The 17623-nt window shown below is 70.3% G+C and carries 15 protein-coding genes and 1 tRNA gene; 6 read left to right on the top strand and 10 right to left on the bottom strand.

The window, feature by feature from the left end; translation table 11 throughout:
- Positions 1 to 72 precede the first annotated feature (72 nt).
- From ACFYYH_RS19995 to ACFYYH_RS19970, 6 genes are all read right to left on the bottom strand, one after another.
- Positions 73 to 2283, bottom strand: a complete 2211-nt coding sequence (locus ACFYYH_RS19995; protein WP_388552859.1) for an FdhF/YdeP family oxidoreductase — start codon at positions 2281 to 2283, stop codon at positions 73 to 75.
- Between the two features lie 124 nt (positions 2284 to 2407).
- Complete coding sequence (locus ACFYYH_RS19990) at positions 2408 to 2920, bottom strand: SRPBCC family protein (protein WP_388552477.1); 513 nt, start codon at positions 2918 to 2920, stop codon at positions 2408 to 2410.
- Between the two features lie 226 nt (positions 2921 to 3146).
- On the bottom strand, positions 3147 to 4013 hold the full coding sequence (locus tag ACFYYH_RS19985; protein WP_388552473.1) for an alpha/beta fold hydrolase: 867 nt from the start codon (positions 4011 to 4013) through the stop codon (positions 3147 to 3149).
- A 356-nt stretch (positions 4014 to 4369) separates the two neighbouring features.
- Positions 4370 to 5557: a cytochrome P450 gene (locus ACFYYH_RS19980; RefSeq protein WP_388552470.1), complete on the bottom strand. Its 1188-nt coding sequence runs from the start codon at positions 5555 to 5557 to the stop codon at positions 4370 to 4372.
- Positions 5558 to 5746: 189 nt separating this feature from the next.
- A complete protein-coding gene (locus ACFYYH_RS19975) occupies positions 5747 to 5998 on the bottom strand; it encodes a hypothetical protein (protein ID WP_388552467.1) in 252 nt (83 codons plus the stop codon).
- Between the two features lie 479 nt (positions 5999 to 6477).
- Positions 6478 to 6562, bottom strand: a tRNA-Leu gene (locus ACFYYH_RS19970).
- 207 nt (positions 6563 to 6769) lie between these two features.
- On the opposite strand from ACFYYH_RS19970, the gene ACFYYH_RS19965 reads away from it, so the two are divergent.
- The 3 genes from ACFYYH_RS19965 to ACFYYH_RS19955 all read left to right on the top strand — a co-directional run bounded on the left by ACFYYH_RS19965 (position 6770) and on the right by ACFYYH_RS19955 (position 9478).
- Positions 6770 to 8095, top strand: coding sequence for a M20/M25/M40 family metallo-hydrolase (locus tag ACFYYH_RS19965; RefSeq protein ID WP_388552465.1), 1326 nt, complete (start codon positions 6770 to 6772; stop codon positions 8093 to 8095).
- Positions 8096 to 8339: 244 nt separating this feature from the next.
- Positions 8340 to 8573: a chaplin gene (locus ACFYYH_RS19960; protein WP_388552463.1), complete on the top strand. Its 234-nt coding sequence runs from the start codon at positions 8340 to 8342 to the stop codon at positions 8571 to 8573.
- Positions 8574 to 8710: 137 nt separating this feature from the next.
- Positions 8711 to 9478 (top strand): chaplin family protein, encoded by a 768-nt coding sequence (locus tag ACFYYH_RS19955; RefSeq protein WP_388552460.1) that lies wholly within the window; start codon positions 8711 to 8713, stop codon positions 9476 to 9478.
- Positions 9479 to 9560: 82 nt separating this feature from the next.
- Here ACFYYH_RS19955 and ACFYYH_RS19950 read toward each other — a convergent pair whose 3' ends face one another.
- Positions 9561 to 9749, bottom strand: coding sequence for a DUF5703 family protein (locus ACFYYH_RS19950; RefSeq protein WP_030354641.1), 189 nt, complete (start codon positions 9747 to 9749; stop codon positions 9561 to 9563).
- 47 nt (positions 9750 to 9796) lie between these two features.
- Between ACFYYH_RS19950 and ACFYYH_RS19945 the strand changes: the two genes are divergently transcribed.
- Positions 9797 to 10447, top strand: coding sequence for a hypothetical protein (locus tag ACFYYH_RS19945; RefSeq protein WP_388552458.1), 651 nt, complete (start codon positions 9797 to 9799; stop codon positions 10445 to 10447).
- Between the two features lie 296 nt (positions 10448 to 10743).
- On the opposite strand, the gene ACFYYH_RS19940 is transcribed toward ACFYYH_RS19945, so the two are convergent.
- Complete coding sequence (locus tag ACFYYH_RS19940; RefSeq protein ID WP_388552856.1) at positions 10744 to 13059, bottom strand: helix-hairpin-helix domain-containing protein; 2316 nt, start codon at positions 13057 to 13059, stop codon at positions 10744 to 10746.
- A 41-nt stretch (positions 13060 to 13100) separates the two neighbouring features.
- Positions 13101 to 14084 carry an aldo/keto reductase gene (locus ACFYYH_RS19935; RefSeq protein WP_388552456.1) on the bottom strand — a complete coding sequence of 328 codons (984 nt, stop codon included), beginning with the start codon at positions 14082 to 14084 and terminating at the stop codon, positions 13101 to 13103.
- A gap of 129 nt (positions 14085 to 14213) precedes the next feature.
- On the opposite strand from ACFYYH_RS19935, the gene ACFYYH_RS19930 reads away from it, so the two are divergent.
- Both ACFYYH_RS19930 and ACFYYH_RS19925 read left to right on the top strand, forming a co-directional pair.
- The gene (locus ACFYYH_RS19930) at positions 14214 to 15266 is read left to right on the top strand and encodes an LLM class F420-dependent oxidoreductase (RefSeq protein ID WP_388552453.1); all 1053 of its coding nucleotides are present in this window, start codon (positions 14214 to 14216) and stop codon (positions 15264 to 15266) included.
- A gap of 330 nt (positions 15267 to 15596) precedes the next feature.
- The gene (locus ACFYYH_RS19925; RefSeq protein WP_388552853.1) at positions 15597 to 16382 is read left to right on the top strand and encodes a ferritin-like domain-containing protein; all 786 of its coding nucleotides are present in this window, start codon (positions 15597 to 15599) and stop codon (positions 16380 to 16382) included.
- A gap of 144 nt (positions 16383 to 16526) precedes the next feature.
- On the opposite strand, the gene ACFYYH_RS19920 is transcribed toward ACFYYH_RS19925, so the two are convergent.
- Complete coding sequence (locus ACFYYH_RS19920) at positions 16527 to 17552, bottom strand: magnesium and cobalt transport protein CorA (protein ID WP_388552450.1); 1026 nt, start codon at positions 17550 to 17552, stop codon at positions 16527 to 16529.
- Between the last annotated feature and the right edge of the window lie 71 nt (positions 17553 to 17623).

Here is a 17623-nt window from a genome sequence, read left to right as displayed (position 1 = left end):
GCGCAAATGGAGCCGAGCCGCCCCGGGTGCGTACTCCCCGGGGCGGCTCGTACGGCCTCGTACGGCGGGAGTTCAGCTCCCCACCCGCCGCGCACGGGGTTCGAGACGGACGACGACCCCCTTCGACGTCGGTGTGTTGCTGATCTCCGCGACGCTGTCCAGCGGCACCAGGACATTGGCCTCGGGGTAGTACGCGGCGGCGCACCCCCGCGCGGTCGGGTACGAGACCAGACGGAAGTCGTCCGCACGCCGCTCGACCCCGTCGTGCCACACCCCGATCACGTCCGCCCGGTCGCCGTCGGCGAGGCCGAGGGCCCGCAGGTCGGCCGGGTTCACCAGCACGATCCGTCTGGATCCGTGGATTCCGCGGTAGCGGTCGTCCAGGGTGTACGGGACGGTGTTCCACTGGTCGTGGGAGCGCAGGGTCTGGAGCAGCAGATGCCCTGCGGGGGCCCGGAGCATCTGGAACTCGTTCGCGGTGAACAGCGCCTTGCCGCTCGGGGTCGGGAAGACGCCCTCGTTCACCGGGTTGGGCAGTCCGAAACCTCCCGGGACGGCCACCCGTTCGTTGTAGTTCTCGAATCCCGGCACGACCCGGGCGATCCGCTGCCGGACGAGGTTGTAGTCGGCCTCGAAGCCTTCCCAGGGCACATCGACCCGGTCGCCCAGGGTGTGGCGGGCGAGTCTGCACAGGATGCCCACGTCGCTGAGCAGCTTTCTGGAGGCCGGTTCGAGCCGCCCGTACGAGGCGTGCACCTGACTCATCGAGTCCTCGACGGTGATGAACTGCTCCCCGCCGGCCTGCCGGTCCTTCTCGCTGCGGCCCAGCGCCGGGAGGATCAGCGCGATGTCGCCGCAGACCGTGTGCGAGCGGTTCAGCTTGGTCGAGATGTGCGCCGTGAGGCGGCACCGGCGCATGGCCTGCTCGGTCGCCCCGCTGTCGGGTGTCGCCCGGACGAAATTGCCGGCGAGACCGAGGAAGATCTTCGCGCGGCCGTCCAGCATGGCCCGGATGGAATTCACCGTGTCCCAGCCGGGCTCGGCCGGCGGGGTGAACGAGAATTCGCGCCCCAGGGCCTCCATGAACGACTGCGGCATTTTCTCCCAGATGCCCATGGTGCGGTCGCCCTGGACATTGCTGTGGCCGCGCACCGGGCACGCGCCCGCGCGGGCCTTGCCGATATTGCCGCGCAGCAGCAGGAAATTGACGATCTCCCGGATCGTGGGCACCCCGTGCTTGTGCTGCGTCAGGCCCATCGCCCAGCAGACGACGATCCGTTCACTGCGCAGTACCAGATCGCGCAGTCTCTCGATCTCCGCACGCTCGATTCCGGTGGCCGCGCGGACATGGTCCCAGTCCAGCCTCCGCGCATGGGCGGCGAACTCGTCGAAGCCACTGGTCCGTTCGTCGATGAACTCACGGTCGAGCACCGTGCCGGGGCGGGCGTCCTCGGCCTCCAGCAGCAGCAGATTCAGCGCCTGGAAGAGGGCGAGATCGCCGCCGAGACGGACACGGAGGAAGTCGTCGGCGATCCGGGTGCCCCGGCCGATCACACCACGGGCCTCCTGCGGATGCTTGAACCGGATCAGACCGGCCTCGGGCAACGGGTTCACCGCGACGATATGTCCCCCGTTGAGCTTGGTCTGCTCCAGCGCGGTGAGCATCCGCGGATGATTGCTGCCCGGGTTCTGGCCCACCAGGAAGACCAGATCGGAGTGGTGGATGTCGCGCAGACTCACATCCCCCTTGCCGACGCCCAGTGTCTCGTGCAGTGCGGCGCCGCTCGACTCGTGGCACATGTTGGAGCAGTCCGGCAGGTTGTTGGTGCCGAAGGCGCGCGCGAAGAGCTGGAAGACGAACGCGGCCTCGTTGCCGGCCCTTCCGGAGGTGTAGAAGACGGCCTCGTCGGGGGAGTCCAGCCGTTTCAGTTCCCCGGCGAGCAGCGTCAGCGCCTCGGTCCAGTTGACGGGTTCGTAGTGGTCGGAACCGGCCCGCTTCACCAGGGGCTCGGTGAGCCGGCCCTGCTGGTTGAGCCAGCGGTCCGACTTCCCGGCCAGCTCGCTGACCGGGTGGCGCGCGAAGAAGGAGGCCGGGATCCGCCGCGAGGTCGCTTCGTCGTTGACGTGTTTGGCGCCGTTCTCGCAGTACTCGTTGCGGCTGCGGTGCCCGGGTGCGGGGTCCGGCCAGGCGCAGCCGGGGCAGTCGAACCCCTGGGTCTGATTCATGTTCAGCAGCGTCAGGCCCGTACGCCGCAGTGTGGTCTGCTCCAGGGAGTACTCCATCGCGTGCGCCACCGCGGGCACACCCGCCGCCCAGGTCTTGGGCGGTGTGACCTGTGGGTCGTCACCGCTCGGATCGGCGATCGGTGGTTTTCTCTGCACAAGCTCAGCCTTTCGCTCGGCGCGCTCAGCCGGTGGGCCAGGTCGGGACCCGGGGACCGCCCTGCACGGGGTCGGGCCGTACCCGGCCGCGGCGGATCTCGCCCCGCCAACTGCCGGTCTCCCGCCCGTGTCCCTCGATGAAGTCCTTGAAGGACTCCATGCCTCGGTGGATCCGGCGGTGCACGACCTTGAGGGCGCTCCCGGTCCTCTCCACCACTCCGCACGGTTCGAGGTCCAGCCGCAGACGCACCCGGGTCCGTCCGGGGGCGAGCGATTCGAAGGCGACGGTGCCCTCGTGCCGGGGCTCGGTCAGCATCAACCAGGACATCAGCTCGTCCGGCCGCTGCTCCACGATCTCCGCCTCGAACTCGCGGGTGACCGCGCCGATCCTGGCGACCCAGTGGGTCAGTGTGCGCTGGGGCTGGTCGATGCTCTCCACCCCTTCCAGGAAGCGGGGGAAGCTCTCGAACTGGGTCCACTGGTTGTAGGCGGTCCGCACGGGGACGTCGACGTCCACCGAACTCTCGATGATGGTCATACCGGCCTGTCCTCCGCTGCCCCTCGTGGGGCGGATCGGAATGCGCGTCCGACCGAGCCCAGGCGGTCGCGCTCCGGACCTGGGGATACGTGTTTTCCATTAGATACGGATACACAACGGCGTGCATGTTGTCGGAGCCGCCCACGCGCCGGAGAGGATGACATGCACGCGGACGGTGCCGGCCGGGGAGCCGGCCGGCACCGCCCGTTCCGCACGCGGGATCACCTCACCGCTGTCGGCCCACCGCGTCGATGGCGGCCTCGATGACCTTGGTGACGGCTTCCGGGTGGGAGATGAGCGTCAGGTGCGAGCCGCCCTCGAACGTGGTGATCTTCGAACCGGCCCGGCGCGCCATCATCCGCTCCGATTCGGGAGTGATGATCCGGTCGCCGGTGCTGATGAAGTACCAGGAGGGGATCGTCTTCCACGCCGCGTACGCCGACGGGGTGTCGAACGCGGCCATCGACGCGGCGCGCTGGGTGGCCCAGAGGTCGGTGGCCTGCTGGACCGGCAGGTCCTGGGCGAACTTCTTGAGGAAGATGTCCTTCTTCAGATAGAGGTTCGTCACGCCTGCCGGGGCGTTGGCGTACGGGACGCTGTCGAACAGCGTGGCGGCGGGGGCGTTGAGCGCCGAGGTGGAGCCGCTCAGCGATCCGGTGGTCTCCCCGACGGCCGGCGCGGCGGCGTCGACGTAGACGAGGGCCTTCACGTTGTCGGTCTGCGCGGCGGCGTTCGTGATGACCGAGCCGCCGTACGAGTGGCCGACCAGCACGACGGGGCCGGGAATGCTCTTGAGGAAGCCGGCCACCGTCTCCGCGTCGGTGGTGAGGTTCTCCAGCGGGTTGGCGATGGCGCGCGCGGTGTATCCCTCACCGCGGAGGATCCGCACCTCGCCGCTCCAACTGGAGGTGTCGGCCCAGGCTCCGTGGATCAGGACGACCGTCGGCGCGGCGTCGGTGCCGCCGCCCCCAGGCAGGGCGGGACGGGCAGCGGCGGGAACGGCGACGGCGAACACCGTGGCGGTGAGGACCGCGGCGAGCGTGTACCCGTGACGTGGACGTGTCCGCGGGGCGGGAGTGGACGGCTCGGCCATCTGCTCTCTCCTTCGAACGGCTTCGAACGGCGAGTGGGCTGGCCTCAGCGTCACCGGCCCGCGCGGCCGGGGCGCGCGATGAGCGGCAGCCGGGTGAAACACAACCGCCACCCGAGTGACGATCCCCGCACATCCGTGAGGGGCGCCCCCGACGCACACGGTGCCGGCCCGCCCCCACGGGCCCGCCCCCACCGGCCCGAGCGGGACGGCTCGGGCCGGACGGGTGTCCGGCTGAGCCGCCACGGCATCCCGTGCGAGATCTTCGAACGCCGCTCGGCGCCCTGTCCGCCGGCCGACGCGGTCCGCGACGCGTTCATGACCGGTGAGTTCGTGATTCCGTGACGGCTCGACCTGGCTCAGGAAAATTTCAGCGGCAGTTCTTTCAGCGCCCGGACGGAGAGGTTGTCGTGCCAGGTCTCTTCCTTCTGGAGAGTGAACGAGGATGTTCGTTTCAGCAGTTCGCTGAATACGATCTCGGCCTCCAGGCGTGCGAGATTCGCTCCGGGACAGGCATGTATCCAGTCGCCGAACGCCAGATGGGAAGTGGGCTTCCTGTGGATGTCGAATTTTTCCGGGTCGGGGAAAACGTCGGGATCATGGTTGGCCGCACCGGTGAGGAAGAAGACCAGGTCTCCTGCGCGAATATGTTTTCCGTTCAGTTCCAGATCCATGGCTGCCATGCGCGAGAGCCGCTGCACCGGACTTTCGATGCGCAGCATCTCCTCCACTGCGGCGGGTATCAGATCCGGCTGCTCGCGCAGGGCGTTTCGCTGATCAGGGTGGCGCATCAGGAGAAGCAGTCCGTTGCCCAGGAGGTTGGTTGTCGTCTCAAATCCGGCGAATACCATCATCATGCATGTCGCCGCTACTTTTTCCGTGGTGGCGGATGGATCGGCGAGTAATGTGCTGATCATGTCGTTGCGTGGGCTGCGACGACGTTGCTCTATGATTTCCTTCAGGAAGTCGTTTGCCTGACTGATACTGCGAAGAGCTTCTGCGGCAGTGGGAAGATAAGTGGCGGGAGGGGTGCCGAAGAAGGACACGATGTCCACGGCGCAACGCTTCAGGAGGTCGAGACCGTCACGCGGAATTCCGATGATCTCGGACACCACGAGAAGTGGCACCGGGACGGCCAGTTGGTCGACCGCGTCCAGGGTGCCGTCGCTGAGGGCGCCGGAAAGGATCTCCTGGACCGTCCTGGTCACCAGAGGGCGGAACGACCTGATGATCCGCTGATGAAGCGCGCTGGTGACGGGCTTGCGCACGGAGGCGTGACGTGGAGGGTCGGCCATCAGGGGCCACGCCCTCAGCATGGTGGCCAGGGACTCGAACTGGGCCCGGGAGTCTTCGGGGAATTGGTTGATCCGGGGGGTGATGCGGTCTGCCGAGATGGCGGGGTGGGCGAGACCCGTGACGACGTCTTCGTAACGGGTGACCAGCCAGGCGTTCAATTGAGGGCTGAAGTGAACGGGATCCGACCGGCGCATCTGTCTGAGCGTCGGGTAGGGATCCTCACGGAATTCAGGTGTCAGCAGGTCATACATGAGGAAGGCAACCTTCTTCTGATGGGTTTGATTTACGGAAGGGGGACCGGCGGAGAGAGGACCGCGCGATCGGCCGGGAAATCTGCTCGACGAGGCACGACGAGGCAGTGTGCTGCCGCCGGCATGGGCGGGGGTATGTCCGGAGTGTGCGCTCCGAGGGGCGGCAGCCGCATATGCGGGCACGTCCGTCTAGACAGGAGAATTCTTGTGCCAGACCAGGGTGGTGTCGCTCTGGCCGATTCTTCCGCTGATCGTCAGTAGTGCCCCGGCCGCGGACTGGATGAGCGATGCCCTACGGGTGATCGAAACCCCGGGAGTGATGGGCTCCAAGCCGACGGTGACGTGGTGGATGATCTCCCGGTCCTCGATGGAGAAACGCCCGCCGTACGCCACGAACGGCCAGCCGAACAGGGTCTCCGGGGCCTGAACCAGGGCAGACATGTGACCACAGTCGGTATAAGTGAGAAGTCCCAGCACACCGGGAAATTCGGTTCGCGTCACACCGCCGGCTCCGGACACCTCAAGAGAGTCCAAGGACCATGAGCCCACCAGAACTAAGCCGGTCAGCTTCTCATCGTCAGCCATCGATCCTCGCATTCGGCGTGTATTTCGAGTGGCTGATTCAGCCCAAACAATCGAAAAAACTTGAATACCGGTGAGCCGAGCGCGTGAACGCAACCACGATAAGAGGACATTGCCCGGATCTCCAGCCACCGTGCGACAAATGGCTAATTTTCGATCAGGATGCGATCGGGACCGACCAGGATACCGATCGGGATCCGGGGGCAGGGCTGATGCGCGGCCTCGGCGGACAGGGCAGGTACACCCCCGGAAAACAGCAGGTCCGGGCAGAGGAGAACCTCTGTCCGGACCTGATCACCGCTTCCGCGTCACCCCATGGGGCGACGCTCCGTGCTCTGTGTCCGAGGGGGGACTTGAACCCCCACGCCCGATAAAGGGCACTAGCACCTCAAGCTAGCGCGTCTGCCATTCCGCCACCCGGACCAGGTGTCCGCCGGAGGGCTCAGGGCCGTTCCGACGTGGAAAACCATAGCAAACAATCGGCGGTGCCCGATCACGGCCCGGTCGCCCCGTCCCCGGGCCCGCTCCGTTGTGACGGGCGTATGTCGGGCGGGGTACGGCCTTGGGGTGCGGGGGCGGGACGCGCGAGGATGAGGGGGACCACCAGCACCGACCGTGGGAGTGAGCAGCGTGAGCGAGTCGAACGCGGGCAGGACCGTCTCCGCCGAGGACGAGGTCGTCGACCTCTGCCGTGACCTGATCCGGATCGACACCAGCAACTACGGCGACCACTCCGGACCGGGAGAGCGGGCCGCCGCCGAGTATGTGGCCGAGAAGCTCGCCGAGGTGGGCCTCGAACCGCGGATCTTCGAGTCGCACAAGGGCCGCGCCTCGACCGTCGCCCGGATCGAGGGCGAGGATCCCTCCAGGCCCGCCCTGCTCATCCACGGCCACACCGATGTCGTTCCCGCCAACGCCGACGACTGGCAGCACCACCCGTTCTCGGGCGAGATCGCGGACGGCTGTGTCTGGGGCCGTGGCGCGGTCGACATGAAGGACATGGACGCCATGACCCTCGCGGTCGTACGGGACAGGCTGCGCAGCGGCCGCAAGCCCCCGCGCGACATCGTGCTGGCCTTCCTCGCCGACGAGGAGGCGGGCGGTACGTACGGAGCGCGCTTCCTCGTCGACAAGCACCCCGGTCTCTTCGAGGGCGTCACGGAGGCGATCAGCGAGGTCGGCGGCTTCTCCTTCACCGTCAACGAGAATCTGCGGCTGTATCTGATCGAGACCGCGCAGAAGGGCATGCACTGGATGCGTCTGACGGTCGAGGGCACCGCTGGCCACGGCTCGATGACCAACAAGGACAACGCCATCACCGAGCTGTGCGAGGCCGTGGGCCGGCTCGGCCGCCACGAGTGGCCGGTCAGGATGACCAAGACCGTACGGTCCTTCTTGGACGAGCTGTCCGACGCGCTCGGCACCCCGCTCGACCCGGAGGACATGGAGGCCACGCTCGCCAAGCTCGGCGGGATCGCCAAGATGATCGGCGCGACCCTGCGCAACTCCGCCGCTCCCACCATGCTCGGCGCCGGCTACAAGGTGAACGTGATCCCCGGCCAGGCGACCGCGCATGTCGACGGCCGCTTCCTGCCCGGCTACGAGGAGGAGTTCCTCGCCGACATCGACCGGATCATCGGCCCCCGGGTCAAGCGCGAGGACGCGCACTCCGACAAGGCCCTGGAGACCAGCTTCGACGGGAGTCTGGTGGACGCCATGCAGAGCGCGCTCCTGGCCGAGGACCCGATCGCGCGGGCCGTTCCGTACATGCTCTCGGGCGGCACCGACGCCAAGTCCTTCGACGACCTCGGTATCCGCGGTTTCGGTTTCGCGCCGCTCAAGCTCCCGCCCGAGCTGGACTTCGCCGGGATGTTCCACGGGGTGGACGAGCGGGTGCCGGTGGACGGTCTGCGGTTCGGGGTCCGGGTTCTCGACCGTTTCATCGACCAGAGCTGACACCGACCAGAGCTGACACCGACCAGAGCTGACACCGACCCGAGCTGACATCCGCCGGAACTGACACCGCGGCCGGACCTCGTCCGGGGGAGATCCGGCCCCGGAACCCCCAACAATCGTCAACGCGTGCGCATTTGACTGAAAAGAGTGAATCGGACCATACGCTCGTAGCCTCATTGGTCCCTCCTCGTTACAGGTGTTGTGACCCGTGGTTGGGGTCGCGTTTGCCAACAAGGAGGAAATAATGATCAAGAAGATCGTCGCTGCTGCGGCTGTCACGGGTGGTCTGGTGCTCGCCGGCGCGGGTATGGCCGTCGCCGACTCGGATGCCCAGGGTGCCGCTGTGGGCTCTCCCGGCGTGGTCTCGGGCAATGTCATCCAGGCGCCCATCCACGTGCCGGTGAACCTGTGCGGTAACACGATCTCCGTGATCGGGCTGCTGAACCCCACCTTCGGCAACGTCTGCGTCAACAACTGACGTCTCACTCGCACCCGTGAGGGTCTGAGCCCGAGCGGCCCCGGAGTGCGCGCCATGCACTCCGGGGCCGTTGGGCCTCCTGCCCCGGCACCGATGCCCAGGGCAGTCCCGGAAGGCAGAAGGCAGGGATCGAAGCAATGCGACAGGTCACGCGCAAAGGCCTGATCACCGTGGCAGCCGCGGGCGGCGTGCTCGCGCTCGGCGGCGGCCACGCACACGCGGACTCGGGAGCCGAGGGAACCGCGGCGAAATCTCCGGGCGTGCTGTCCGGGAACACGGTGCAGGTACCGGTACACGTCCCGGTCAATGTGTGCGGCAACACCGTGGATGTCGTCGGGGTGCTCAACCCGGCGTTCGGCAACGGCTGCGCCAATGGAGGCGGCCCGTCGTCCGGCGCACAGGGCGGCTCGGGCACCGCACCGGGGGGCGGCGGCTCGCATCAGGGCGGCTCGCACCACGGCGGCGGATCACAACCGGGCGCCACGGACACCGTGCCGGGCGGCGGGTCCCACGCGGAGGGAGGGTCGGCGAACTCTCCCGGTGTCGGCTCCGGCAACACCATCGAGGTGCCGATCGAGATCCCCGTGAACGTGTGCGGGAACAGCGTCTCCCTCGGCGGTCTGCTCAATCCCGCCACGGGCAACGGCTGTGAGAACGACGCGCCGGTCGCCCCGCCGGTCGGGCCGGAGCAGCCCGGGAAGCCCGTCGTCCCGGTCAAGCCCGAGAAGCCGACCCAGGTGCGAATCGTTCCGCCGTCCCCGGAGCCGAGGACGGTCACACCGCCCGAAGCCAGTGGGACACTCGCCCGGACCGGCGCGGGCGGGCTGGGGATCGCCGTTCCGGTGGGTGCGGGGCTCCTGCTCGCGGGCAGCCTCATCTACCGCCGCGCCCGCGCCGCCGCGTAATCAACGGCGTACGAACGGTGCGTACGGCGGTGGGGTACGGACAGGGGCGGGCCTCGCGACAGCGGGGCCCGTTCCGCCGCACTCACCAGGTGGCGCGCACCTGGCGGATGATGCGTCGGCGCAGCCGCACTCTGCGACTGCCGTCCCGGTGCAGACTCAGACGGTCCAGTTCCCAGTGTCCGTACTCGGCATGGTCGGTCAGCAGACGGGCCGCTTCCTTGCGGGAGACCCCGCGCGGCACGTACACGTCGACAAATTCGTATTCCGGCATCGCATCTATTGTGCGGGCAGAGGCCAGGTACGGATAGCGTCTGCACTATGTCTGATGCTGCGCAGCCCACCGCTGCCGAGGTACGCGCCGCCGCCGAGGCGGTCAAGGTAGCCCTGGACCGCCACCTAGCGGCGGTCGAACACCGCACGGGTGAGGACGATCCGGCGGTCTCCGACGCGTTCAACGCCCTCGCCGTCGCGGCCGAGGTCTACGACGAGCGGCTCTACAACCGGTACGACGAGGTCACCCCCTTCGAGATCCCGGATCCGGACGACTCGCTTCCGCCCTACAAGGGCCCCGAGGAGCCGAACGCCCTCAGCGTGCTGATCCGGCGTGACTACGCGGTGGTCGAACCGCAGCGGCTGCTCGCCCAAGCACAGCGCATCGCCGATGTGGAGGGCGACACCATCACCGGCGGTGTGGTGGGCAGCAGTGTGCACGCCGCCCTCGGCGTGCTCTTCGGTGAGTACGAACCGGACGAGATCGCGTCCCGGCACAAGGAATTCGGGCTCGAAGAGGGCGATTCGACGCTCTGGGTGGCGGCGGCCGACGATCTGCCCGAACCGGGGGAGTGGCTGAGCGCCCCCTTCGACCAGGCCGATCCGCAGCAGGTGGTCTGCCGCTTCGATGTCAGCGCGGTCTTCGACGAGGACGATCTCGACGCGGATCTCGACGACCTGGAGGAGCAGGACGCCTGACCGGCGGCCGGTGGCCCTGGAGCCGGGGGTCACCGCAGGCCGCCCGGCACCACCGGACGGGCTGAGGATCCAGCCCGTCCGGCGCGCGCCCGCCGCCGGACCGCCCGCAAGGCCGAGGCGCCCCCGCGCCCGGCGCCGGACCGCCCGCAAAGCCGGACCGCCCGCAAAGCCGGACCGCCCGCAAGGCCAGGCGCCAGCGAAGCCCAGACGCTCCCCCCGGATGACGGCCCCGCCGGCCGGCGAACCCTCCCACCGGCGAACCGTCCCGCCGGGCCCTCCGCCCGCGGTGGCCGGGCCTACGCGTGCGGTGCGGCCGGGGTCAGCAGGCCCTCGATCAGGGGGCGGAGCCGGGTGGTGCGCTGCTGGGAGGGGATCGCGGCCACCGCGTGCGGCAGGGCCTGGTCCACCCCGTGGACCACGGAGAGATGCCGGTCGCCCCGGCCGAAGGCCGTATAGACCCAGGGGCGGCTCAGCCCCGGGGCGGCGTCGCCCGGGAGGACCACGACCGCCGCGGGCCAGCGCATTCCCGCCGCCTGGTGCGCGGTGAGCGCCCAGCCGTGGCGCACGGCCGACTCGACCTGCTCCCGGGGGACGGTGACCTCCCCGCCCTCGCAGTCGAGACGCAGCCCCTCCTGGTCCGCGGCGACCACGGCGCCCTGGAGCGTCCTGCCCGGTGAGGGTACGTACGCGATCCTGTCTCCCGGGTCGAAGCCGCCGAACCGGCCGGGGCCGGGGTTGAGCCGCTGTTTGAGCGCCGCGTTGAGCGCGCGGGTGCCCGCCGCCCCGCCATGGCCCACGGTGATCACCTGGGTCTCCCCGGCGGCCGTCCCGAAGGCGCGGGGCACCGACTCGGCGACCAACTGCACCGTGCGGTGCACCGCCTCTCCCGCGTCCCGCACCGGGACGATCACCACTTCCCTGCCGGGTGCCGCCACCTGGTTCAGCTCGCCGGCACCGATCCCGGAGACCAGCTCCCCGACGGGTCCCGGGTCGGGGACACGGGAGGCGATCCGCGGGCACACCCGGGCGGCCAGCAGATCGGCGAAGACGCAGCCCGCGCCCGCCGACCACAGCACCCCGGGATCCCCGCTGAGCACCAGCCGGGCGCCGTCCGGCAGGGACTCGACCAGCAGCGCGGCCGTCTCCACATCGAGCTGCGGCGCGTCCAGCACCACCAGGAGATCGAGGGCGAACCGGCCGTCCCCGTCCCGCCCCGGGCCCTCCGCGCCGGCCAGCAGCCCGGCCACGGTGACCGCCTCCGCGCCCAGCCTGGCGCGGCCGTTCTCACTGTGGACCGCGACGACGGCGCGCACTCCGAGCGCGCGGGCGGCCTCGGCCAGCGCGGCCGGCTCGGCGCGCGCCGCCTCACCGCCCGTGTGCAGGACCAGCCCGTGCCCGGCGGCCGCGCGGATCAGCTCGGCGCCCGAGGGAGTGGGGGCCGCCGTCGCGGCCTCTTCCCAGGAGGCGTCGGCGGCCGTCTTGACCAGCCGCGCCAGTCCGTCGGCGAGGCTCTCCTCCGCGAGGGCGTAGCGGTCCAGCCCGAGCAGGACCGGCACCGGCGCCGCGTCGGCCACCGCTCCGGTCTGCCGCGCGGGTCCCTGGGCGCCCTCGGCCTCTCCCGCGCCGCTCTCCGTACCCTCGTCCTCCGCGCCCTCCAGGCCCTCTTCGAGGCCGTCCTGGAAGACCAGCACACCGCCCCCGGCGATGGCGTGCTCCATGGCCTCGTCGGGATCGGGCACCGCGTGCTCGGCCAGCGCGCGGCGCACCGACGACGCCTCCAGCGCGGTGTGGCCCCGCAGCGCGGCCCGCTCCAGCAGCCAGCCGACCAGCGCGGCGGCCCGGCGCTCGTCCCCGGGGCCGCAGGCCGCCCCCAGCAGCGCCCGCGCGAAACCGTCGGCCTGCTCGGGCCGCACCCCGGACACGGCGAGGAGCTGCCACGGGTCCTCCCGCAGCGTGTCCGCCGCCCGCTCCCCGAGCACGGCCGCGGCCTGCTCGGCGAGGGACTCCGGTGCGCCGCCCTCCGTGAGGACGGCCCGCACGCCGGACACGGTCCCCGGCGCGGCCCCGCGCGGCCCGGCCGGGGGCGCGGACGCCGGCGCGGGGGAGGGAGCGGCGGGCGCCGCCGTGGGCGTGCGTACGGGCGCGGGAGTGCGCAGCAGGGCCGGGTCCACCGTGGCCCCGCTCTCCACGGCCCGTACGGCGGCGAGCAGATCGGCGGCCTGCCCGCTCAGCTTGGTGCCCGCGGCGATGGGCCCGTCCTTCTCCGCCTTCCGCCGCTCGATGCGCTCCCGCAGCTCCCGCTGCGCCGCCAGCTCGGCCGCGGCCTCCGACACCTCGGCGCCGTCCCCGGCGTCTCCGGCGTCCTTGCCGTCCTCGGCCGTGCCACCGGCTTCCCCGGACGCGCCGTCGGACACATCGCGGGACGCGTCGTCCGGCTCGGCCGTGCCGTCGGTCCCGGCCGGGGCCTCCTCGGCCCCGGCCGGCCCGCCGGGGGACTCCGTGACGGCCTCGGGCGCCTCCGTCTCCGTTTCGGTCTCCGGCTCCGTACCGGCCGCGGCGGTGTCGGGGCCTGGCGCCGCCGGGGCCGCGGGGTGCTCACCCGTGTCGGCCATGGGCTCGGCCTCCTCCGTGGCAGCGGTGTCGCGGTCCGTACTCACAGCGTGCTCCAGTCCTGGTCGGGATAGCGGTGCACGGGCGCCGACACATCGTCGAGCGCCTGGCAGATCTCGTCAGGAAGACTAAGGCTCTCCACTGACAGTGCCGCCGTGAGCTGCTGCACGGTGCGTGCGCCGATGATCGGGGCCACCACTCCGGGGCGGTCCCTGACCCAGGCCAGCGCCACCTCCAGCGGTGTCGTGGCGAGCCCGTCGGCGGCCGTCGCGACCGCGTCCACGATCCGGCTCGCCGCCTCGTCCAGATACGGCTCGACGAACGGTGCCATCTGCTCCGACGCACCCCGGGAGTCCGGCGGGGTGGTGTGCCGGTACTTGCCGGTGAGCACCCCGCGCCCGAGCGGGGACGAGGGCAGCAGTCCGACGCCCAGGTCCAGCGCGGCGGGCAGCACCTCACGCTCCACACCGCGCTGGAGCAGGGAGTATTCCATCTGGGTGCTGGCCAGCCGGGTCCGTATCCCGGGTGCGGCAAGCTGCCAGGTGGCGGCCTTGGCGAGCTGCCAGCCGCAGTAGTTGGACACTCCCGCGTACCGGGCGCGACCGCTGCTCACCGCGATGTCCAGGGCGTGGAGCGTCTCCTCCAGCGGTGTCTCCGTGTCGAAGGCGTGTATCTGCCACAGATCCACATAGTCCGTTCCCAGCCGCTCCAGGGACGCGTCGAGCGCGGCGAGCAGATGCCCGCGCGATCCGTCGAAACGCCGGTACGGATCGGGGACGCTGCCGGCCTTCGTCGCGACGATCAGATCGCGGCGCGGCACCAGCCGTTCGATCAACTGCCCGAGCAGATATTCGGACTCCCCTCCGCCGTACACATCGGCTGTGTCGACGAGCGTCCCGCCCGCCTCCCAGAAGGCCTTCAACTGATCGGCGGCGTCGTGCTCGTCGGTGTCCCGCCCCCAGGTCAGGGTGCCGAGCCCGATCCGGGACACACGCAGGCCGGTACGGCCGAGATGCCTCTGCTCCATGGCTGCTGAGATTACTGGCCAGGGCCCCACGCGGAGAGAGCCTGTGGACAACCCGCCGCTGACGGAAGCCCGTACGGCGCGCTAGAGTCCCGGCACACGGACGTTACTCATCAGTAGTAGGGAGTGGCCATGCGGCTCGGCATCAACCTCGGGTACTGGGGCGCGGGGATGGACAGCGACAACCTCGCGGTCGCGCAGGAGGCCGACCGGCTCGGCTACGACGTCTGCTGGGCCGCCGAGGCGTACGGCTCGGACGCCCCGACCGTACTGAGCTGGGTCGCCGCGCAGACCGAGAGCATCGACGTCGGCTCCGCGATCCTCCAGATCCCCGCCCGCCAGCCCGCGATGACCGCCATGACCGCGGCCACCCTCGACTCCCTCTCCGGTGGCCGGTTCCGGCTCGGCCTCGGAGTCTCGGGCCCCCAGGTCTCCGAGGGCTGGTACGGCGTCAAGTTCGACAAGCCGCTCGCCCGCACCCGGGAGTATGTCGAGATCGTCCGCAGGGCCATGTCCCGTGAGCGGCTCTCGTACGAGGGCGACCACTGGACGCTGCCGCTGCCCGGCGGCCCCGGCAAGCCGCTGAAGCTCACCGTGCACCCGGAGCGTGAGCACATCCCCCTCTACATCGCCGCGATCGGCCCCAAGAACCTGGAGCAGACCGGTGAGATCGCCGACGGCGCGCTGCTGATCTTCCCCTCCGCCGCGCACCTGGAGGACACCGCGATCAGCCATCTGCGGGCGGGCCGCGAGAAGGCGGGACTGACCATGGACGGCTTCGACGTCTGCCCCACCGTGCCGCTCGCGGTCGGTGACGACATCGGCGCCCTGGCCGACACCTTCCGCCCGTACACCGCGCTGTACGTGGGCGGCATGGGCAGCCGCAGGCAGAACTTCTACAACCAGCTCGCCTGCCGCATGGGCTACGAGAAGGAGGCCGCGGAGATCCAGGACAAGTACCTCGCCGGCGACAAGGAGGGCGCGGCGGCGGCCGTGCCGCACACGCTGATCGACTCCACCACCCTGCTCGGCCCGGTGGAGCGGATCGCGGACGGGATGCGGGCCTACGCCGCCGCCGGTGTCACCACGCTGACCCTCGCCCCGGCCGGCTTCACCCTCGACGAGCGCGTCGCCGCCCTGCGCGCCGGCACGGAGGCGCTGGAGCACGCGGGGCTGGTGTCCTAGACGGCGCCCGGCCGGGTCCCGGCGGTCCTCACCGGGTCCCACCGGCCCCTTACAGGTGCCGACCTGCTCCGGGCCCCGGTCCGTTGGCCCGGACGGGCGATACGGGCGGCCGGGAACGCGCACGGAAAAGTCCGCGGCCGTGGTGGGGGCTCGGGGGGTCTTCCCCGCCACGGCCGTCATGTACGACAACGCCTCCGGGCCCGCTCGGTTACGCGCGGGACCCGCCGGAGCGCTCCTTCTTTCGGCTCAGCCGAACGGCACACCTGTTGCCTGTTGTCCCGCACCCCATTTGACTCGTTTTCTGCGGATGTCTGTATGGAGGTGACAGTGATGCTCTCGGCCCGAAGCCTGTTCCAGGAAATCCTGGACGACGACCGTTCCTTCCGGCTCTTCTGTTCCATCGCGGCCAGCGGAGAGGCCCAGGGAGGGTGGGAGAACGGCCGGATCGCCGCCCTGGTGCCCGAGTCCATGCGGGATCTCGCCCCGAAGATCGCCCGGCACGGAGCCGACGAGGACAAGCACGGGCGCATCTTCCACGCCCTCCTGAAACGACGCGGCCTCGAACCGGTCGAGGTGCCGCGCGAGACCGACTACACCATGCTGCTGGAGCGCCGGGGCATCGGGCTCACGCATGTCAAGCTGCGCCGCGACGAGCAGCTCACCGAGGCGGACATCGTCATCTATCTCGCGCACAGCCGGATCACCGAACAGCGCGCCGCCGACCAGATGGTGATGCTGGTCAAGTACTTCGGCGGCCACCCCGAGGTCGGCAGGGCCGTCAAGATGATCAGTGATGACGAGGACAACCATCTCGCCTACTGCCACGAGGAACTGCTCAGGCTGGCGCGGGAGGGGCACTCCCGCACCATCCACCGGATCCTGCGGGAGTGCGCGCTGGCGGAGATCGAGGTCTACCGGCAGGTGAGTCTCGCCGTGATGGCACGGATGGGCCGGCTCCTCGACTGGCCCGCGCCCAAGGCCGCGGTGCTCGCCGCGGGGATCCACGCGGTGTACGCGCACGAGCGGCTCCTCGGCTGGCGCCGGATGGTCCGCCTCAGGATGCCCGAGCGCCGTAACGCCCTCGGCGGCCCCGCGACCACGGCCCCGGCCTTCTAGACCCCGGCTTCCGGGCCCCGACCTTCTGGCCCCTGCCTTCTGACCCAGGCCTTCCGGGCCCTGGACGGCGGCCTGAACGGCCCCGGACCACGGCCCCGGACCACGCGGCCCCGGACCACAGCCCCGGACCACGGCCCCGGCTTCTCAGAGCCAGCCCCGGCGTTTGAACTGGCGGTGCAGTCCGAGGACCACGACCGCCATGAACCCGATCACAGCGGGATAGCCCCACACATAGTGCAGCTCCGGCATGTGGTCGAAGTTCATGCCGTAGATCCCCGCGACCAGCGTGGGCACCGCGGCCATGGCCGCCCACGCCGAGATCTTCCGCATGTCGTCGTTCTGCCGCACCCCCATCTGCGCGAGATGCGCCGACAGGATGTCCGACAGCAGCCGGTCCAGCGCCTCCACCTGCTCGTTGGCGCGCAGGAGATGGTCGTTGACATCCCGGAAGAACGGCCGCGAACGGTCATGGACGAACGGCACCCCCGCGCTCGCCAGCCGGGCCATCGGCGCCGCCAGCGGCCCACTGGCGCGGCGGAACTCCAGCACCTGCCGCTTGAAGTTGTAGATCCGCGCCGCGGTCGACGTCGCGGACACCGAGGCCCGCGACGAGCCCGGCGCGCCGTCGCCCCCGCTCGGCGCGAAGACGTCCGCCTCCAGCTCCTCCAGATCGACCTGAAGCTCCACGGCGACCTCGATGTAGTGGTCCACGACCGCGTCGCTGACCGCGTAGAGCACCGCGGTGGGACCGTGTTTGAGCACCTCGGGCTCCGCTTCGAGCCGCTGCCGTACGGCCGTGAGCGCGGAGCCGCTGCCGTGGCGGACCGTCACCACGAAGGAGTCGCCCATGAAGACCATCAGCTCGCCGGTGGAGACGGTGTCGCCCTGCGGCTCGTACTCCACGGGCTTGAGGACCATGAACAGCGAGTCGTCGTAGACCTCCAGCTTGGGCCGCTGATGCGCGTGGAGCGCGTCCTCCACGGCCAGCGGATGCAGCCCGAACTCGTCGCGTACGAGGTCGAACTCGTGCTCCGTCGGATCGTGCAGCCCGAGCCAGAGGAAGACGTCGCCCCGGGAGCGCGCCTCGTCGAGGGCATCGGAGAAATCGGCGGGGCCGTCGGTGCGGCGTCCGTCGCGGTAGATGGCACAGTCCACGATCACGGCGGGCATTCTTCCCGCTCATGTGCCCGGCCGCACCCCCCGGGGGCCCCCGGCTCACCCCGCCGGGCCCCGGGCGGCCC

This window comes from Streptomyces sp. NPDC002018 (assembly GCF_042890865.1).
Lineage (GTDB): Bacteria > Actinomycetota > Actinomycetes > Streptomycetales > Streptomycetaceae > Streptomyces.
Note: the sequence above shows the minus strand (reverse complement) of the source record. Positions and strands in the feature narration are given on the sequence as shown.

Coding starts and splice junctions, on each gene's coding strand:
- ACFYYH_RS19920 (WP_388552450.1), bottom strand. CDS start 17,552: ATGCCCGCCGTGATCGTGGACTGTGCCATCTACCGCGACGGACGCCGC.
- ACFYYH_RS19925 (WP_388552853.1), top strand. CDS start 15,597: ATGCTCTCGGCCCGAAGCCTGTTCCAGGAAATCCTGGACGACGACCGT.
- ACFYYH_RS19980 (WP_388552470.1), bottom strand. CDS start 5,557: ATGTATGACCTGCTGACACCTGAATTCCGTGAGGATCCCTACCCGACG.
- ACFYYH_RS19935 (WP_388552456.1), bottom strand. CDS start 14,084: ATGGAGCAGAGGCATCTCGGCCGTACCGGCCTGCGTGTGTCCCGGATC.
- ACFYYH_RS19985 (WP_388552473.1), bottom strand. CDS start 4,013: ATGGCCGAGCCGTCCACTCCCGCCCCGCGGACACGTCCACGTCACGGG.
- ACFYYH_RS19990 (WP_388552477.1), bottom strand. CDS start 2,920: ATGACCATCATCGAGAGTTCGGTGGACGTCGACGTCCCCGTGCGGACC.
- ACFYYH_RS19975 (WP_388552467.1), bottom strand. CDS start 5,998: ATGTCTGCCCTGGTTCAGGCCCCGGAGACCCTGTTCGGCTGGCCGTTC.
- ACFYYH_RS19995 (WP_388552859.1), bottom strand. CDS start 2,283: ATGGAGTACTCCCTGGAGCAGACCACACTGCGGCGTACGGGCCTGACG.
- ACFYYH_RS19950 (WP_030354641.1), bottom strand. CDS start 9,749: ATGCCGGAATACGAATTTGTCGACGTGTACGTGCCGCGCGGGGTCTCC.
- ACFYYH_RS19960 (WP_388552463.1), top strand. CDS start 8,340: ATGATCAAGAAGATCGTCGCTGCTGCGGCTGTCACGGGTGGTCTGGTG.
- ACFYYH_RS19940 (WP_388552856.1), bottom strand. CDS start 13,059: ATGGCCGACACGGGTGAGCACCCCGCGGCCCCGGCGGCGCCAGGCCCC.
- ACFYYH_RS19930 (WP_388552453.1), top strand. CDS start 14,214: ATGCGGCTCGGCATCAACCTCGGGTACTGGGGCGCGGGGATGGACAGC.
- ACFYYH_RS19955 (WP_388552460.1), top strand. CDS start 8,711: ATGCGACAGGTCACGCGCAAAGGCCTGATCACCGTGGCAGCCGCGGGC.
- ACFYYH_RS19945 (WP_388552458.1), top strand. CDS start 9,797: ATGTCTGATGCTGCGCAGCCCACCGCTGCCGAGGTACGCGCCGCCGCC.